Below are 15,984 nucleotides of genomic sequence, written 5' to 3' on the forward strand. Positions count from 1 at the left end.
GCTACCGCCGCATATCAAGCTGGAACAGGCGAAGCAGTTCGCCAGCACCCTGCTCAAGGGCGCCCCGAACCAGGCTGGGGTCATCGTGCAGACCGCCAAGCAGGTACTCAGCTCGGTACTGCCCGGCAAGAAATACCCCACCGTGAGGACCTGCCATGAGTGCCATTTCCCTAAAGGGAGCGAAAACGCACCGCCCGCAGCCAGATCCTCGGGGCGTGGTGTGGGGCGTGGCCATTGGTCGGCGTTGCTGTGGCGGTGGCCAATGCGGTCTACCACGCCACTGGCAAACGCGTCAGGGAGTTTCCGATCACCCTCGACAAACTCCTGTAACCCACTACCTGCGCCCGCCCAGTTCGATCCAGGCGGGCGCGTGGTCGCTGGCCTTGACCTGGTTGCGTACCCAGGCATCGACCCCCGCCCGTTTCAGGTAAGGTGCAAGTTCGGGGTTGAGCAACAAATGGTCGAGGCGTAACCCGGCATTGCGCGCCCAGTGATTGCGAAAGTAATCCCAGAAGGTGTAAACGCGTTCATCGGGATGCAGGTGGCGAATGGCATCGACCCAGCCCACCTCCAGCAGCTGCTGATAGCAGGCGCGGGACTCGGGCTGCAGCAGTGCATCCTTCTGCCATGAGCGCGGGTCGTAGATGTCCAGGTCGGTAGGCACCACGTTGAAGTCGCCCGCCAGCACCGTTGGATGGCCGTTGCCGTGCAGACCCTTGGCGTGCTCGATCAGGCACTCGAACCAGCGCAGCTTGTAGTCGAACTTGGGCCCCGGCTGCGGGTTGCCGTTTGGCAGGTACAGGCAGGCGACCAGCACCCCGTGAACGGCTGCCTCGAGGTAACGGCTCTGCGGGTCATCCTCCATACCCGGCAAGCCCCGGCGCACTTCCAGCGGCTCGCTGTCACGCGCCAGGATGGCTACGCCATTCCACGACGGCTGCCCCTGATAGAGGCAGCCATAGCCTGCCATTTCCAGGTCATGGCGCGGGAATTGCTGATCGGTTGCCTTGAGCTCCTGCAGGCAGGCAATGTCCGGCTGCTCGCGCTCCAGCCAGTTCAGCAGGGCCGGCAGGCGGCTGCGAATGCCGTTGATGTTGAAGGTTGCGATCTTCAGCGTTTTCATGCGTCAGGGGCGCTCCCTGGGGCCTGCACGAAGTTTCCAGCGCATGCACACGGGCCGGGACGGCCCGCGTCTTGAGCGCCAGGTCTGTAGCGACATGATGGCAGGCTTTGCTGGACAGCGCACCGCCGAGGGGGCGCCGAATAGACTCCAGTTGCCCCAGGACAGGATGGCCAGGTTGGTCGATGCTCATCTGCCGTGAGGTGGGCGCACGCCGACCGCGTACATCACGCATGACAGGTGCGGGTCTATGCCCTACCTGGGAGAACGTGCAGGTGCTCGCGCAGAAAATCGATGAACGCCATCGCCCGCGCCGAATGACGCCGCTCACGACTGAACACCGCACTGACTGGCAGCGCGGTGGCCTTGTAACGGTCGAGCACACTTTGCACGCGGCCTCGTTCAACGTCTGCAGCGAAAAGCCATTGTGGAGAGAGGGAGATGCCCAAGCCGCAGAGGACCATTTCACGAATGGCCTCGCTGCTGTTGCTGGTGACGTTACCGGTGATGGCGATCTCGAACTCGTGCGCCCCGCGCGTGAAGCGCCAGCGGTCGTAATGCTCCAGCAAGGTGAAACCGATGCAATTGTGACCTGCCAGTTCACTCGGCTCCAGGGGCACACCGCAGCGTTCTAGATAAATAGGCGAGGCGTATACCCGTCGCGTGGTTGTGCCTAATGATACCGCCACCAGGCCCTCGGTCTTCACCACTCCAATTCGGATCGCCAGGTCTATGTTTTCCATGAGCAGGTCTTCGTTGTGATCGCTCAGCCGCAGGTCAATTCGCACATCGGGATAGCGCTGCAGAAACGTCCCGATCAGAGGCGCGATGCATAATCGCCCGTAACTGACCGGTGCGGCGACGCGCAGGGGGCCTGCGACCTGCTCCTGGCCACTGGCAAAGCTGCGCGTGGCGCTTTCGACTTGCCCGAGAATTTCCTGGCAGTGGCTGTAGAAACGTTGCCCCTGGTCGGTTAGCGCGAGGTGTCGGGTGCTGCGGGCGAACACTGGCCCGCCCAGGTACTGCTCCAGAGCGCGGATCTGCTTGCTGACGGCGGGCTGGCCCATGTTCAGTTCCCGAGCCACTGCCGAAAAAGACCCACGCTCCACGACCCTCACGAAGACGCGCATGCTGTCGAACAGGTCCATGCCACCAGCCCTCTCTTGGGAATGAGTCATATGCAAATTTAGCTTCTTATCGGAATGGCTCGAAAGGAGCAACTTGTATGCATCCACTCAAACAGAGGTTTCCGTCATGAGTCAGACCATGCTTGCCGCTATCGCCGAGTCCGCCCACGCTCCACTGGTCGTACGGCGCATTGCTCGTCCAGTTCCCGGTAAGGGGCAGATCCTCGTCAAGGTGCACGCCGCCGGGGTCAACCCGCTCGATACCAAGATCGCCAACGGTGCTGGGGCACACGCCCGTCAGCCGCTGCCGGCGGTGCTCGGCCTGGATTTGGCCGGCACGGTCGTCGAGCTCGGCGAGGCGGTAGAAGGCTTCACGCTCGGCCAGGAGGTCTTCGGCATGGCCGGTGGGATCGGCGGGACCCAGGGCACCATGGCCGAATACATCGCCGTGGATGCCCGGCTGATCGCACCCAAACCGCACGCTCTGGACATGTGCGAGGCGGCCGCCTTGCCTTTGGTGTTCATCACCGCCTGGGAAGGTTTGGTGGATCGCGCCAATGTCCGCGCAGGCCAGCAGGTGCTGATTCACGGCGGCGCCGGTGGAGTCGGCCAAATGGCCATCCAGCTGGCCAAGGCGCGTGGGGCCAAAGTCTACGCCACCGGATCGGCCGCCAGCCTCGACTTCATACGCGCCCTGGGAGCCACGGCGATCGACTACCAGGCCCAGCACGTAGCGTCCTATGTGGCGCAACATACGGCCGGGGAAGGTTTCGACATCGTCTATGACACCGTGGGCGGTAGCACGCTGGATGCATCGTTCGAGGCCGTGAAGCCCTATACCGGGCACGTGCTGAGCTGCCTCGGTTGGGGCCAGCACAGTCTTGCGCCGCTATCGTTCAGAAGCGCCACCTATTCGGGCGTGTTCACCCTGACTCCGTTGCTTACGGGCAAGGGCCGCGAACACCACGGAGCAATCCTGCACGAGGCGGCTGAGCTGGCAGATGCCGGGCAACTGAGGATCCGGGTGGATCGGCAACGGTTCGCACTGGACGAGGTCAACGACGCCTTCCGCCAGGTTGCTGAAGGCCGAACCAAGGGCAAGACGATAATCCAGTTGCCGAGCGAATAGAGCCGAGACGATTGGAAGCCAAAGTACCCGACCAGCATTTGCCGAGCGGGACCGAAGGCAGTCTGTGGGCAAGGGCAGCTAACGGCCCAAGCAGTAAACAATTTCGGTGATGCGGCGAGCCTTGAGGGCTCGCCGTCGTCCCGTTGATTGCAGCCGTCGATTACAGCGTTGAGATGGTACCGCCGTCGATACGGTGCTCGGACCCTGAGATCGAGGCGGCACGGGGGGACGCGAGGAAGACGATCAAATCGGCAACCTCTTGAGGTTCGGCCGGCCTGCCCAGTGGGATTCCGCCAATCGACTCCATGACAATTCGTTTGCCTCCTTCGTAGGCCGTTCCTGCCTGGGCAGCCAACCGCTCTGCCAGCCTTACGGACGCCTCGGTCTCAATCCACCCAGGCGCGACGCTCAGCACACGAACCCCCTTTGGCGTCACTTCCCTTGCAAGGGATTTGCTGTAGGTGATGAGCGCTGCCTTGGCGGCGGCGTAGGCGGTGGTGGATTCAGGCACAGGCATCATGCGCTGAATCGAGCTCACATGGATGATAACGCCTGAGCCCTGGGCAAGCATGGACGGCAATAGCGCGCGATCCAGGCGTACGGCAGGCATCAGATTGAGGTTCAGCTCTGCTAGCCACTGCTCGTCACTGATGGCGGCAAAGCCACCACCTGGAGTGCTTGAACCACCAACCACGTTAATCACGATATCGACCCCGCCCCAGCTCTGCAGCACGGTCTGCGCGACGTGAGCCACGCCTTGTGCCGTCGTCAGATCGGCACCGATATAGGTGACGCCATCCACCGGTCGTGCCGACACGTCGCGCGCCGACGTTGCGACTCTGGCACCAGCCTCCACGAGGGTCTGCACGACTGCAGCGCCAAGGCCCATCGTGCCGCCAGTGACGACTGTGCGCAAACCCTTGAGTTGAAGGTCGAAGCTCATGCCGTTATTTCCAGCGATGCGATCAGGCCGCGTTCAAGACGAAAGCGGTACGACAGAACGATCGGGCTGCCAGGGAACTTGCCAGTGACGTTGGCGCGCACCAGTTGGAGTCCGTCCTGGCGCTCAATGGCAAAGGGCACGCTCGTCGCGCTGTACTTGGCCGAGGCCTCGGCCATGAATGCCTGGATGGCGTTGATACCCGTGTAGGTGTGACCGTCGTCCTTCAAGACGGCTTGCGTATCGAAGCAATGTGCCAAAGCTTCAGGGTCGTGTTCGGCAGCGAAGTACGCAGCAATCGGATCAGGTAGGGTCAAGGTATGCATGTTGTTGGCTCCATGGGGTCAGTGACAGCCTTAGGCTCTGTACGGAAAGCCTTGAAACTCGGTGATGCTGCGCTGAAAACAGCCTCGGAATGCTCATTTACAACCGTAAACTCCGCTTCCTCGGCTGTTTTCGCCTTGCCTGACCTTCGTCTCAATACTTTTTGTACAGCCCCTAGGATGCGTACCGGACAGCATTAATTGAATGCTCTAGAATCCGAATGGACTATGTAGAAGCGAATGCATAATGCGTGGATCCGAATTTGCTGAGCTAAAAGCCTTTGTGGCCATCGTGGAGCGTCAAAGCTTCGCGCGGGCCGCCGATCATCTGGGCTTATCGCCCTCTGCACTCAGCCAGACCATTCGACAGCTCGAACGTCGCATCGGCGCACGCCTGCTCAATCGCACGACCCGAAGCGTCGCGCCATCGACGAGTGGCGAGCTGCTCTACAGGCGTGTCGCCCCCTTGTTTCGAGAGATAGCTGTTGCCGTCGCCGAAGCCAGTGAGGCCACAGGCCAGATAAGCGGCACGCTGCGTATCAATACGCTGGGGATCGCCGCGAGAACCCTCATTGCGCCCCGGCTGGCACGCTTCCATCAGGCACACCCTGACGTGGTGCTCGATATCGTGGTCGACGACGCACTGGCCGATATCGTTCTTGGCCGTTTTGACGCGGGCATCCGTGTAGGTGGCCGGCTTGAGAAAGACATGGTGGCCGTCCGCCTGACGCCAGACCTGAACATGGTCGCCGTGGCGTCTCCGGACTACCTCGCACGTCGAGGCATCCCTCAGTCACCTGCTGAGTTGCAGGATCATGCATGCATCAACTGGCGGCTGCAGATGGACGGTAGGCCGTATCGCTGGGAGTTCCAGGAACGGGGACAGCCGCTGGAAGTGGCGGTCGACGGCCCCGTCGTCACCAATCACCCTGACATCGGCATCGCTGCCGCCCTGCATGGGCTCGGCATCGCCTATCATTTCGAGAAAGAAGACGTGGGCGAGCTGTTGGCCCAGGGACGGCTGATCCAAGTCCTTGCTGACTGGTCGATTTCACGTCCAGGGCTGTTCCTCTATTACCCGAATAGGCAACACCGGCCAGCCGCCCTAGGAGCGTTCATAGACTGCCTATTGGATCGCAAACCGTTCGATCAGGCCCATTCCGAAACCCATCGATGATAAGCGCGAGGCAGGGGTAGCGGGAAACATGACATTGAGCCCCTCGAAACAACAGCGGACGCGACGGTAGCGTTTGAGTGCTTGTCCTGCGCCATCCCATCTTCCTTCGAAGAATGCCTGCAGGTCAGTAGCTGATCTGCAGGGCATCGGTATTCATCCGATGCAGCGATGTAGATGAAGCCCTGCTTGCTCAGCTGCGCTCGGCCATTTCCAACATTGGTGACTTTATGGGCAGTGATCAGAATGTGTGTGTTATCGACTGCTGTTTGTACGTTGTGGCCAACCGTGCCTCGGCCACTCGTGGCCATTTAGCGGCGATCAAAACGTTAGACAATCGCAGGTGTCTTCACACAGCCTGGCCTCAATTGGTGCCCTTCATACCGAGTAGCCATGGGACAATGTAGTTGAAAAAGTCGGATTATCAGCCCGTCAGAACTTGGCGCCATGTGACAAGTCTTGAGGCGAAGGTCAGGCGAGGCTGTTCTCAACGCAGCCTCACCGAGTTTCAAGGCTTTTCGTACAAAGCCTAGCTGCTTTTGGCTGATCTCTGCCCTTCATGAATGGCAGCTTCGGGCCGAAAGCAGCCGGTCGTGAGTGACCGCTTTCGACCCATAGCGGCCATTCGCGGAGGACAGCAATCGGCCAACAGCTGTCATTAGCCGCCGAAAAGCTAGGCCACCCTCCACGTCATTCAGCGCCGAGCTAGACTGAGCCCAGTATTCTGAATCGCTAATGGTGGTTCCCATGAAGCACTGGCTTCCCCTGCTGCTCACCCTGCCTCTGTCGCACACCCAAGCTGCGGAACCTGCTTTCAACTGCACTCAGGTCGAGGCCGGTAGCATCGAACAACAGATCTGCCAGAGCGAGCCGCTCTCGGCACTGGACCGGAAAATGGCCGAGGTCTACACAGCCGCGCAGCAGAAGGCCGGCAATGAACATCCCCCGGTGCTCAAGACCGAGCAGCGGGGCTGGATCAAAGGCCGCAACGATTGCTGGAAAAGCGCGGACCAGCCCGCATGCATCGCCGACAGCTACCGCCTGCGCATCGCCGAACTGCAGGCGCGCTACGGGCTGATCGAGGCCACCGGCCCGGTTTTCTACCAGTGTGACGGCAACCCGGCCAAGGAGGTGGTTGCCAGCTTCTTCCGCACCGAGCCGCCCACGGCCATCGTCGAGTTCGGTGACCGCAGTTCGCTGATGTACCTAGAACAGACCGCAAGCGGCGCGCGCTACCAGGGACAAAATGAGAGTTTATGGGAGCACCATGGCGAGGCCATCGTGGTGTGGGGGTATCAGGGGCCGGAAATGCACTGCACAGCGCGTTGAAAGCCGCCGCTATGACCCATTGCAGAAATTCTCCAGGGGTAGCTATCGGCCAATATCGAACTTCGATGTGGTCCGCCACGAAGTCATCATCCAGAACACAAGCGCGCCCTGCTTCGTTAAAGCTGCATTACGGCGAGCGCCCTGCGCAGAGGCTCGTCGGATATTTGGATAGGACCGTGAAATGGCACGTCCATATCCAATACCAGATACACGGAAGCCGCGATAAGCATTGAAGAAACGACGAACATTCCTATCACCATTGAATTACGTGGCGCTCGGTATCCAAAACTGGCGAAAATGAGCGTCAACCAAGTAACAAGCATCCCAATGAGTGGGCCGGGAATTGCCCCCTCTGACTGCTCGACGATCCTCCAACGTTGCTCGATAAGCGAATGATATTGCTGACGAATATCCTGAAGCATAGTTTCATGGTAGCGGTCTTGCGGCTTTATGGCAGCCAAAGACTTTCCTATGTCATCCAAGTATTTAGCTGCCTCGCTGTTACGATGTTGCAGCGCCTCGTCCCCCCGGTACGGGGTCTCAATAGCGTGCTCAAGATAGGTGACCAGTCGGTTGCGGGTGTCTTGTGCCGAATCACCATAGCCCCGCAGTGTCCGATCAAATATGATCATGCTGGTTGCATACCCATGAAAGTTCGCGTCAATCGACTCGAAGGTATTTTTGGCAGAGTTGATCATCAATCCAAAGACCAGCGATGTCATAACCACAAAAATATTAGCTACTAGGCGAATTACTGCATTTGTGTCTTCATCTCTATGGTGGGATGCCAGCTTTGGGTACCAGTGCATCATGAGAAGCGAGGCGGCAACCAAGCACCCAAAAATGGCCACTGCGATCCAGAGAGAATTCATGCGTCAAGGCCTCGATTAATCTGACTCAAGTCTTAGAAGATAGACCGTGACCGACCGCTTTGGGTCGAATGCAGCCGGTCGTGGGTGACCGCTTTCGACCCATAGCTGCCGGTCAGATACGGAAGAATTCGGCTAGACGCGGACATTGAAATACTGGCCCGATACAGTTAAGTTCCGTGAAGCCAAGGCATCATTGAACGCACGTGTCGATGACTATCACAACGTCACATTGGCTGTTCCATCAGTACCTCTAGATTTTAACGGCCCCCTTCTACATCACATTGAAGAAAACCGCTTTCGATAGTCACTCGGACCGACCCCGAGACGGCGTGTGAAGGCTCTTCTGAAACCATCGGTATTGGCATAACCCACGGTGTCGGCTAGGCGCTTGAGGGATACGTCTGAATCCTCGATCAAGCGCCTGGCGGCATCGATGCGCGCCAGCTCCACGAACTCGGCCGGCGTCGTGCCGGCTTCGGCCTTGAAGGTCCGGGCAAAGTTACGTTCGCTCATGCCGGCGCGTGCGGCGAGGGTGGGGACGCTAAGGTCGGCCTTCAGATGCTGCAGCACATAATCCTGCACATCCCTGATCACGCTACGTTCGGCGGTCTGGGCGGCCAACTGCGCGCTGAACTGCGATTGCCCGCCCGGTCGTTTGAAGAACATCACCATCTCTCGCGCCACACTAAGCGCCAGTTCCCTGCCGTGATCCTCTTCGACCAGTGCCAGGGCTAGATCCATGCCCGCAGTGACCCCCGCCGAGGTGTAGAGGTTGCCGTCCTTGATGAAAATGCTGTCGGCGTCGACTTGGGTGTGCGGGTGCTCTTTGGCGAGTTTCGCACTGGAGTTCCAGTGGGTCGTGACACGACGGCCGTCGAGCAGGCCGGCGGCGGCCAACAGGAACGCGCCGCTGCACACCGAGCCAATGCGGCGCACCGTCGTGGCCTGTTTGCGCAGCCACTGCTGCAAGGCAGGGTTGAGCGCGATCTCGTCGATGTGCGGACTGCCGGCCACAAGCAAGGTATCGATCCTGCCTTTATAGGTTTCGAAGGTCTCGTCGATGGCTAGCTTCAAACCGCTTGAGCCTTTGATCATGCCTTTTTCGGTGCCGATCACTTCGACCCGGTAGGCCCGTGGATTGCCCAGTTGCTTGGCCGCCTCGGCAAAGACATCAGCCGGACCGACCACATCCAGCAGCTGCACGCGGGGGAAGGCAAGGAGGGTGATGCGCATGATGTCTGTACTCGTCGAAATAATGGCTGAATACGTCGTAACGCGGCTGTTTCGGCCAAAGCATGTTTGGCTGAAAATAACCTCAGCAGCAAATTCAGTCAAACGGGAGACTGCCATGAACACTGCATCCACCCCTAACATCGCTGTGGCTCAATCGGTAACCATCAGCACGACTTCCATTAAAAACCTGCCCATCAATTTGTTTGGCTCAGTCATGGGCCTGGCTGGCCTGGGCCTGGCCTGGCGCTTAAATGGCCACTACTTCGGTATCGGCGGCCAGCTGGGTGAGGCGATAGGCGCGTTTGCCGGGCTGGTATTCGTGTTGCTGACCCTAGGTTACCTGACCAAATGGTTCAAACATCCTGAAGCGGTGCGGGGCGAATTCAATCACCCGGTTGCAAGCAACTTTTTCGGCACCGTCACCATCGCGTTGTTGCTGCTATCAGCCGTGGCGGCGCCTCACAGCAGGCTGCTCGGCGAAGCACTGTGGATATTGGGCAGCGTACTGACCGTACTGCTCGCCGGCCTGGTGGTTTCGCGCCTGTTGTCGGGCGCGCAGGACCCCTTGAATGCAGTCCCCGCCTGGTTGATCCCGGGCGTTGCCACCCTTGATATCGCGGTCACCGGTGCGCATATGCCGATGGTCTGGGCTGCCGAGTTCAATATGTTTGCACTGGCCGTGGGTGCGGTGCTGGCACTGGTTTTCTACACCCGGATCTTCTCGCGCCTGGTCCATCAGGCCCCCCTGGCCAAAGGCATGGTGCCTTCGCTGATGGTCCTGATTGCACCCTTTGAAGTCGGTTTCCTTGCGTACACCAACGTGTTTGGCGAGATCGACCGGTTTGCCAGCGTGCTGTTCTACTTCGGCCTGTTCCTGTTCGTGGTGCTGAGCTTCAAAGTGTTCCGTCGCGATGTGCCTTTTGCCCCTTCGTGGTGGGCAATCAGCTTTCCCATCGCGGCCCTGAGCAATGCGGCGCTGAAATACGCACATGCCCAGGACAACACTGTGCTGATGGTCATCGCTGTACTGATCCTGCTGTTCCTCACCATGGCACTGAGCGTGCTGACTTTGAAAACACTGTCCAGCCTGGTGCGCGGCAGACTGTTGGCCAACTGACGTTTCATCTCCGTTTACCTCCCCTTTGGCGAGCCCTCGGTGGCTCGCCTTTTTTTGCCCTGAAAGGTCTCGCCCCATGACTAACACCGCCTCCTGGTTACTGCTGATCGTTGCCGGGTTCCTAGAGATTGCCTTTGCGATCGGACTCAAATCCGCCAATGGCATGGAGCGGCCCTGGTTGCTCGCCGGCACCTTCGTGGTTTTGGCCGGCAGCTTGTCTTTACTGACGATGGCCCTGCGGGTCCTGCCCGTTGGCACCGCCTATGCGGTGTGGACCGGCATCGGCGCCGCAGGCACGGCCCTCGTTGGCATGTATTGGTTGGGTGACGGGGTTTCGTTCTGGCGGTTCTTCTGGATTGGCTTGATCCTGCTGAGTGTCGCCGGGCTACACTGGGGCGCCTAATCAGGTCGAATCAACTTTCATACTTTATGAGAAAGGAAAATAGTCGACGGTTGGTTTGAAATGTCAGCAGCGGTTCATACTGAACAGAAAGCTTTGTGTCGATTTCTGTCTGTCGCAACGGGCAGCTAAGGGTCGTTTGCTGGTCTGAAAGCGTATAGCGACAGTGAAGGTATGACCGTCGCTATACGATCCTAAGCAGACATTCTGCGTTCTTGTCGGCAGCCCAATAGTCACATATGATACTACGTCTCATTTGCATCGACTCAAACTCATGGCATCCGTCGACAATGCTCAGCTCACGGCTCTTTACGAACAGCAACACCGCTGGCTGCGTCGCTGGCTGTATCGGCAATTGAGCTGCTCACACCGCGCCGCTGATTTGATGCAGGACACCTTCATGCGCCTGTTGCTCAGCAAAGAGGCGTTGGAAGTCCGACAGCCTCGACCGTTTCTGGCGAAGGTTGCACGCAGTGTCCTGTCAAACCACTACCGCCGCACACGCCTGGAAAAAGCCTATCTGGATGCAATTCAGACGGATGACGAAAACGTGCTGCCGGATCTGGCTACCCAATTGATTATTTTCGAGACGCTGGTTCGACTCGACGAAGCACTCTGTAAGTTGGATGTCGCCGTCAAAAAGGCATTCCTCTGGTCGCAACTGGATGGGCTCAGCCATGGGGAAATTGCCGAGCGGCTGGGTATTTCAATCGCTACCGTCAAACGCCACATCATCAAGGCAGGTGCGCAGTGCATGCTGGTCACGGAAGCGCTGGGATGACGATCACCGAAAACGCCTTTACCCCAGAACCCGCGCCATCACCGAAAATGTGCGAGGCGGCGATGGCGTGGTGGCTCGATATGCAGGAAGCTCACTTTGATTCACCCGCACAGGCCGCCTTCATGGCATGGCGTAGTGAACACCCCTTGCATGAGCTGGCCTGGGAAAGGGCCTTGGCCCTGGCTGCGCAGCTAGACTCAATACGTACCCAGGGCGATCCAAACCTTGCCCGACAGGCCCTGTTGCTTTCTTCTCAGGAAGGGTTGAGCAGACGACGGGCTATCAAGGGCCTGGCCCTGCTGCTTACCACAGGCGCGGGTGCATGGTTGGCCGGAGGCAGCGAAGTGGTTTCGCGCTTGAGCGCCGATTACGTCACGGGCGTTGGAGAGCAGCGACGCGTCGCGCTGAACGCCAATCTGTCGTTTGATCTCAATACCCACAGCGCGATAAATGTTCGTCATACAGATCATCGCTGGCACCTTCGATTACTCAGCGGCGAGATCCTGGTCGACACGGTTTTGAACCAGGCACTCTCCATCGAAGCCCCTCAGATCCGCGCGCAGGCGTCCTCGGCGCGCTTCACGGTACGCCAATTTGAGAATGGCTCGACTCAGTTGGCGGTCTATCGTGGCTCGCTTCAGGTAAAACCGGCAGAAGCGAGCACGTGGACTCCCTTGCAGGCCGGGCAACTGGCTCGTTTCGGGCCGCTCGGGCTGCTCGATCAGGATGCACTGCAAGCAAACGCTCCGGCCTGGGCAGAAGGCATGATCGTCGCCAACGGCCAACCGCTCCAGGCTTTCCTGGATGAACTGGGTCGTTATCGTCATGGGCATCTCGGGTGCGACCCCGCATTGGCCAACCTGCGTGTATGGGGATCCTACCCGCTGGCAGACAGTGATCGAATCATCGATGCCATTGCCCAGACACTGAAACTGGATGTCCAGCGTTTCACTCGCCTATGGGTCAACTTGCGCGCCTTGCCAGCAACCGTTTGAACTATTTTCGTCTTCGATGAGCCGTTTTGATTTCTGGCGAGACTTATAGGCCAAACATCAAAAACATCGGGGAACTTCACATGCATCACCGCAGTATTTCGTCGTGCTACGCAACCCCGCTCGCCAGCACCCTGGGTTGCGCCGCGGCGGTTCTGATTGCCAGTTCATCGCCAGTGTGGGCAGCCGCCGATAGCAGCGTGCAACACTACGAAATCCCCGCGGCGCCACTGGGCACTGCGCTCAATCACCTGGGCCAGCAAGCCCATTTGTTGTTGTCGTTTCCCAATGAATTGATTGCCGGACAAACCAGCCCTGGCTTGAAGGGTGATTACACGGTCGACGGTGCGTTACAGGCGCTGCTTGAGGGCAGCCAGCTCATAGCGGTGCGCCAGCCGGATGGGCGATACACCCTCCAGCAAGCGCCGGCCTCTAACGTGCTGGAGCTTCAAAGCATTTCAATTTCGGGCAAAGCGCCCGGGTCGACTACAGAAGGTACCGGGCTCTACACCACCTACTCATCCAGCAGTTCGACCCGTCTGAACCTGACCCCCAAAGAGACCCCGCAGTCGCTGACCGTCATGACCCGCCAGCGCCTGGATGACCAGCGCCTTACCAATCTAAGCGATACCCTCGATGCCACACCGGGCATGATCGTGTTGCGCGACGGGCTGGGTGCCGAATCCGATGGTTACTTCTCACGCGGCTTCGAGGTTCAGAACTTTGAAATCGATGGTGTGCCCACCGTCAAGCGCATGGACAATTACACCCAGAGCATGGCCATGTATGACCGGGTGGAGGTGGTGCGCGGTGCTACCGGCCTGATCAGCGGCCTGGGCAGCCCTTCAGCGACGATCAACCTGATCCGCAAGCGTCCGACCTCCGAGGCTCAGGCCAGCGTCACCGCAGAAGCGGGTAACTGGGACCGCTACGGAACTGGCTTTGATGTATCTGGCTCGCTGACCGAAACCGGCAACGTACGCGGTCGTCTGGTCGCCGACTTCAAGACAGAGCAGTCATGGGTAGACCGCTACAAACAGGACTCGCAGCTGATCTACGGCATTACCGAGTTCGACCTGACTGAAGACACCCTGCTGACGATGGGCTTCAGTTACCAACGCACAGACGTTGACTCGCCCATGCGCTCCGGCCTGCCGACCCGCTTCACCGACGGGTCTCGCACCAACCTCAAACGCTCACTCAATTCGGCTCAAACGTGGTCTTACAACGACCATGAGCAAACCAGTTTTTTCACCTCGATCGAACAGCAGTTCGCCAATGGCTGGAGCGGAAAGATCGAGCTGACCCACTCCGAAAACAAGTTTGATGAAGTCTTCAACTACGTCAACGGCAGCCTCAACCCGGACGGAAGCGGCACCACACAGTTGCCCGTGCGCTTCTCCGGCATCCCCCGCCAGAACAACATCGATGCCTACCTGACCGGCCCGTTCAGTCTGTTGGGCCGCGAGCATGAATTGATCGCCGGCGTGACCTTGTCCAACTACTACGAGGACGTGCCAAGCTACGGCGGCTGGAAATACGACTATTCCGGCTCTCCGGCTGGCGCAATCGATAACCTGTTGAACTGGAACGGCGGCTCGGTCAAACCGGAATTCGACGTCACTGGCAAATCCACTGCCGACGAAACTCAATACGCCGCTTATCTCGCCACGCGCCTGCACGCCACCGACGATCTCAGTGTCTTGCTGGGTAGCCGCGTGATCGATTGGCATCGTGACACCGAGGATAAACCCTACAACGCCGAGCAAACCAAGACCAAGGAGTCGGAAACCGGCGTGTACATCCCGTATGCTGGCGTGGTGTATGACGTCAACGATACGTGGTCGCTGTATGCCAGTTATACGAAAATCTTCAACCCACAATCGTCCTGGGTTCGCGACATCGACAACAAACCACTGGATCCGATGGAGGGCACCGGATATGAAGTCGGCGTCAAGGGAAGCCACTTCGACGGCAAGCTGAACTCCAGCGTCGCGCTGTTCAAGATCGAGCAGGACAACCTGGCAATCTGGATCGATACTCCAGGCGGTAACACGTACAAATCGGAACAGGGAACCACTACCAAAGGCGCTGAATTCACCCTGGACGGAGAGCTGGCCGAAGGCTGGCAGGCATCTGCCGGTTATGCCTATGCGGTCAGCACCGACGCTGACGACCAGCGTATCGTTACCACCCTGCCTCGCCACAGTCTCAAGACTTTCACCCGCTATCGCCTGTCGGGGATTCTGGACAAGCTCACCCTTGGCGGCGGTGTGAACTGGCAGAGCAAAACCGGTGCCGACCTGCACACCTTCACCCAGGGTAGCTATGCCGTCACCAACCTCCTGGCTCGCTACGACTTCAACCAGCATCTAAGTGCGTCAGTCAATCTGAACAACGTGTTCGACCGTGAATACCTCAGCTATGCCGGCGACCACGGTATGTACGGTGCTCCAAGAAACATCATGACGGGTTTCAAGTACAACTTCTGACGTTCGCGCGCTTCGTGCTGGGCGATGGGTCGATAGCAACGACCGCCTTACAGGCCGAGCATGGCATGCCTGCCAAGTTGGGTAAAAATGCCGGAGAGTGCGCAATGGACGGTGGGAGAGCAGGTTCGCCCACGAAGCAGGCCGCGCGGTGAATGGCGAGGGCTTCGCCCGTGTTTGCGGGTGAACCCGTTCCTACAAAGATTACTGCCGACCTCACAGACCTCTGCAGTATAAAAAATTCACGGAGTAGCATACCGAACTGGAAAATCTACTATCAGTAGGTTACCTTTAGTAGCTAAAGCGCGGTCGCTTCTACATCGAGGACCACGCGTCCTCTGTCGGAGAACCGATCATGCACAGTTTAATCGTCGTCGCCCATCCCGATCCGCGTTCTTTGACCCATGCCATCGCCCAGCACATCGTCCACGGCATCACGGCCTCTAACCCACACAACAGCGCAGAGTTTGCCGATCTCGTCGCCGAGGGCTTCGACCCGCGTTTCAACCTGGCGGACCAAGCGCTATTTCACAAGCAGGCAGAGCCACCCGCCGACGTTGCTGCCGAACAAGAACGACTGGACCGTGCAGACGCTTTGGTCTTGGTCTACCCAGTCCATTGGTGGTCCTTCCCTGCCCTGCTCAAGGGTTGGATCGACCGCGTCTTCTCCCAGGGTTGGGCCTACGACGACAGCGACGGTAAGGTTGTGAAGAAGCTCAAGCGCCTTAACGTTCACCTGGTAGCCATTGGCGGCGCCGATGAAGGTACCTATACGCGGCACGGCTACACATCCGCCATGAAGACCCAGATCGAGCACGGCATTTTTGATTACTGCGGCGCACAGGTGCACAGTTCAAGCGTACTGCTTCCTTCGGAAAAGGGTTATCCGCAGGCTCATCTGGAAACAGCACAGGCCATCGGTGCCGGTATCTTCGCTTCACACACGCAGGGGCGTTGA

The 15,984-nt window shown here is 58.9% G+C and carries 16 protein-coding genes and 2 pseudogenes; 10 read left to right on the forward strand and 8 right to left on the reverse strand.

Annotated features, from left to right (window positions below; genetic code table 11):
• Position 1 precedes the first annotated feature (1 nt).
• Positions 2-157 carry a hypothetical protein gene (locus IF103_RS13515; RefSeq protein ID WP_177429940.1) on the reverse strand — a complete coding sequence of 52 codons (156 nt, stop codon included), beginning with the start codon at positions 155-157 and terminating at the stop codon, positions 2-4.
• 77 nt (positions 158-234) lie between these two features.
• Here IF103_RS13515 and IF103_RS25425 point away from each other — a divergent pair.
• A pseudogene (locus IF103_RS25425) lies at positions 235-330 on the forward strand (hypothetical protein); the annotation flags it as partial.
• A gap of 4 nt (positions 331-334) precedes the next feature.
• Here IF103_RS25425 and xth read toward each other — a convergent pair.
• Together xth and IF103_RS13525 are read right to left on the reverse strand one after the other, a co-directional pair.
• Positions 335-1,123 carry an exodeoxyribonuclease III gene (xth, locus tag IF103_RS13520; RefSeq protein ID WP_023380908.1) on the reverse strand — a complete coding sequence of 263 codons (789 nt, stop codon included), beginning with the start codon at positions 1,121-1,123 and terminating at the stop codon, positions 335-337.
• A gap of 245 nt (positions 1,124-1,368) precedes the next feature.
• The gene (locus tag IF103_RS13525) at positions 1,369-2,268 is read right to left on the reverse strand and encodes a LysR family transcriptional regulator (protein WP_027906708.1); all 900 of its coding nucleotides are present in this window, start codon (positions 2,266-2,268) and stop codon (positions 1,369-1,371) included.
• A 106-nt stretch (positions 2,269-2,374) separates the two neighbouring features.
• On the opposite strand from IF103_RS13525, the gene IF103_RS13530 reads away from it, so the two are divergent.
• Positions 2,375-3,376, forward strand: a complete 1,002-nt coding sequence (locus IF103_RS13530) for a zinc-dependent alcohol dehydrogenase family protein (RefSeq protein ID WP_041925507.1) — start codon at positions 2,375-2,377, stop codon at positions 3,374-3,376.
• A gap of 160 nt (positions 3,377-3,536) precedes the next feature.
• On the opposite strand, the gene IF103_RS13535 is transcribed toward IF103_RS13530, so the two are convergent.
• Together IF103_RS13535 and IF103_RS13540 are read right to left on the reverse strand one after the other, a co-directional pair.
• Positions 3,537-4,319: an SDR family oxidoreductase gene (locus IF103_RS13535; protein ID WP_023380911.1), complete on the reverse strand. Its 783-nt coding sequence runs from the start codon at positions 4,317-4,319 to the stop codon at positions 3,537-3,539.
• Positions 4,316-4,642 carry a nuclear transport factor 2 family protein gene (locus IF103_RS13540; RefSeq protein ID WP_023380912.1) on the reverse strand — a complete coding sequence of 109 codons (327 nt, stop codon included), beginning with the start codon at positions 4,640-4,642 and terminating at the stop codon, positions 4,316-4,318. Before IF103_RS13540 ends, IF103_RS13535 begins: the two co-directional genes overlap by 4 nt.
• A 244-nt stretch (positions 4,643-4,886) precedes the next feature.
• Here IF103_RS13540 and IF103_RS13545 point away from each other — a divergent pair, with 244 nt between their 5' ends.
• Positions 4,887-5,816: a LysR family transcriptional regulator gene (locus IF103_RS13545; RefSeq protein ID WP_023380913.1), complete on the forward strand. Its 930-nt coding sequence runs from the start codon at positions 4,887-4,889 to the stop codon at positions 5,814-5,816.
• A gap of 92 nt (positions 5,817-5,908) precedes the next feature.
• Here the strand turns inward: IF103_RS13545 and IF103_RS24920 are convergent.
• Positions 5,909-6,112 (reverse strand): annotated as a pseudogene (locus IF103_RS24920) (IS5/IS1182 family transposase); the annotation flags it as partial.
• A 448-nt stretch (positions 6,113-6,560) separates the two neighbouring features.
• On the opposite strand from IF103_RS24920, the gene IF103_RS13550 reads away from it, so the two are divergent.
• Complete coding sequence (locus tag IF103_RS13550; protein ID WP_202675397.1) at positions 6,561-7,142, forward strand: MliC family protein; 582 nt, start codon at positions 6,561-6,563, stop codon at positions 7,140-7,142.
• Between the two features lie 116 nt (positions 7,143-7,258).
• Here IF103_RS13550 and IF103_RS13555 read toward each other — a convergent pair whose 3' ends face one another.
• Together IF103_RS13555 and IF103_RS13560 are read right to left on the reverse strand one after the other, a co-directional pair.
• Positions 7,259-8,014: a bestrophin-like domain gene (locus IF103_RS13555; RefSeq protein WP_104881658.1), complete on the reverse strand. Its 756-nt coding sequence runs from the start codon at positions 8,012-8,014 to the stop codon at positions 7,259-7,261.
• A gap of 276 nt (positions 8,015-8,290) precedes the next feature.
• Positions 8,291-9,247: a GlxA family transcriptional regulator gene (locus IF103_RS13560; RefSeq protein ID WP_104881655.1), complete on the reverse strand. Its 957-nt coding sequence runs from the start codon at positions 9,245-9,247 to the stop codon at positions 8,291-8,293.
• On the opposite strand from IF103_RS13560, the gene IF103_RS13565 reads away from it, so the two are divergent.
• From IF103_RS13565 to IF103_RS13590, 6 genes are all read left to right on the forward strand, one after another.
• Positions 9,246-10,364, forward strand: coding sequence for an SLAC1 anion channel family protein (locus tag IF103_RS13565; protein WP_252189402.1), 1,119 nt, complete (start codon positions 9,246-9,248; stop codon positions 10,362-10,364). The two genes, IF103_RS13560 and IF103_RS13565, sit on opposite strands and share 2 nt — an antisense overlap.
• Positions 10,365-10,440: 76 nt before the next feature.
• Entirely contained in the window at positions 10,441-10,767 is a 327-nt protein-coding gene (locus IF103_RS13570; RefSeq protein ID WP_104881653.1) for a DMT family transporter, read from the forward strand.
• Between the two features lie 271 nt (positions 10,768-11,038).
• Positions 11,039-11,545, forward strand: coding sequence for a sigma-70 family RNA polymerase sigma factor (locus IF103_RS13575; RefSeq protein WP_104881652.1), 507 nt, complete (start codon positions 11,039-11,041; stop codon positions 11,543-11,545).
• Positions 11,542-12,540, forward strand: a complete 999-nt coding sequence (locus IF103_RS13580; RefSeq protein WP_202675398.1) for a FecR domain-containing protein — start codon at positions 11,542-11,544, stop codon at positions 12,538-12,540. The genes IF103_RS13575 and IF103_RS13580 overlap by 4 nt, the downstream gene beginning before the upstream one ends.
• A gap of 80 nt (positions 12,541-12,620) precedes the next feature.
• Positions 12,621-15,029: a TonB-dependent siderophore receptor gene (locus IF103_RS13585; RefSeq protein ID WP_202675399.1), complete on the forward strand. Its 2,409-nt coding sequence runs from the start codon at positions 12,621-12,623 to the stop codon at positions 15,027-15,029.
• 352 nt (positions 15,030-15,381) lie between these two features.
• Complete coding sequence (locus tag IF103_RS13590; RefSeq protein WP_023380921.1) at positions 15,382-15,984, forward strand: NAD(P)H-dependent oxidoreductase; 603 nt, start codon at positions 15,382-15,384, stop codon at positions 15,982-15,984.

The organism is Pseudomonas sp. SK2 (genome assembly GCF_016772395.1).
GTDB lineage: Bacteria > Pseudomonadota > Gammaproteobacteria > Pseudomonadales > Pseudomonadaceae > Aquipseudomonas > Aquipseudomonas taiwanensis.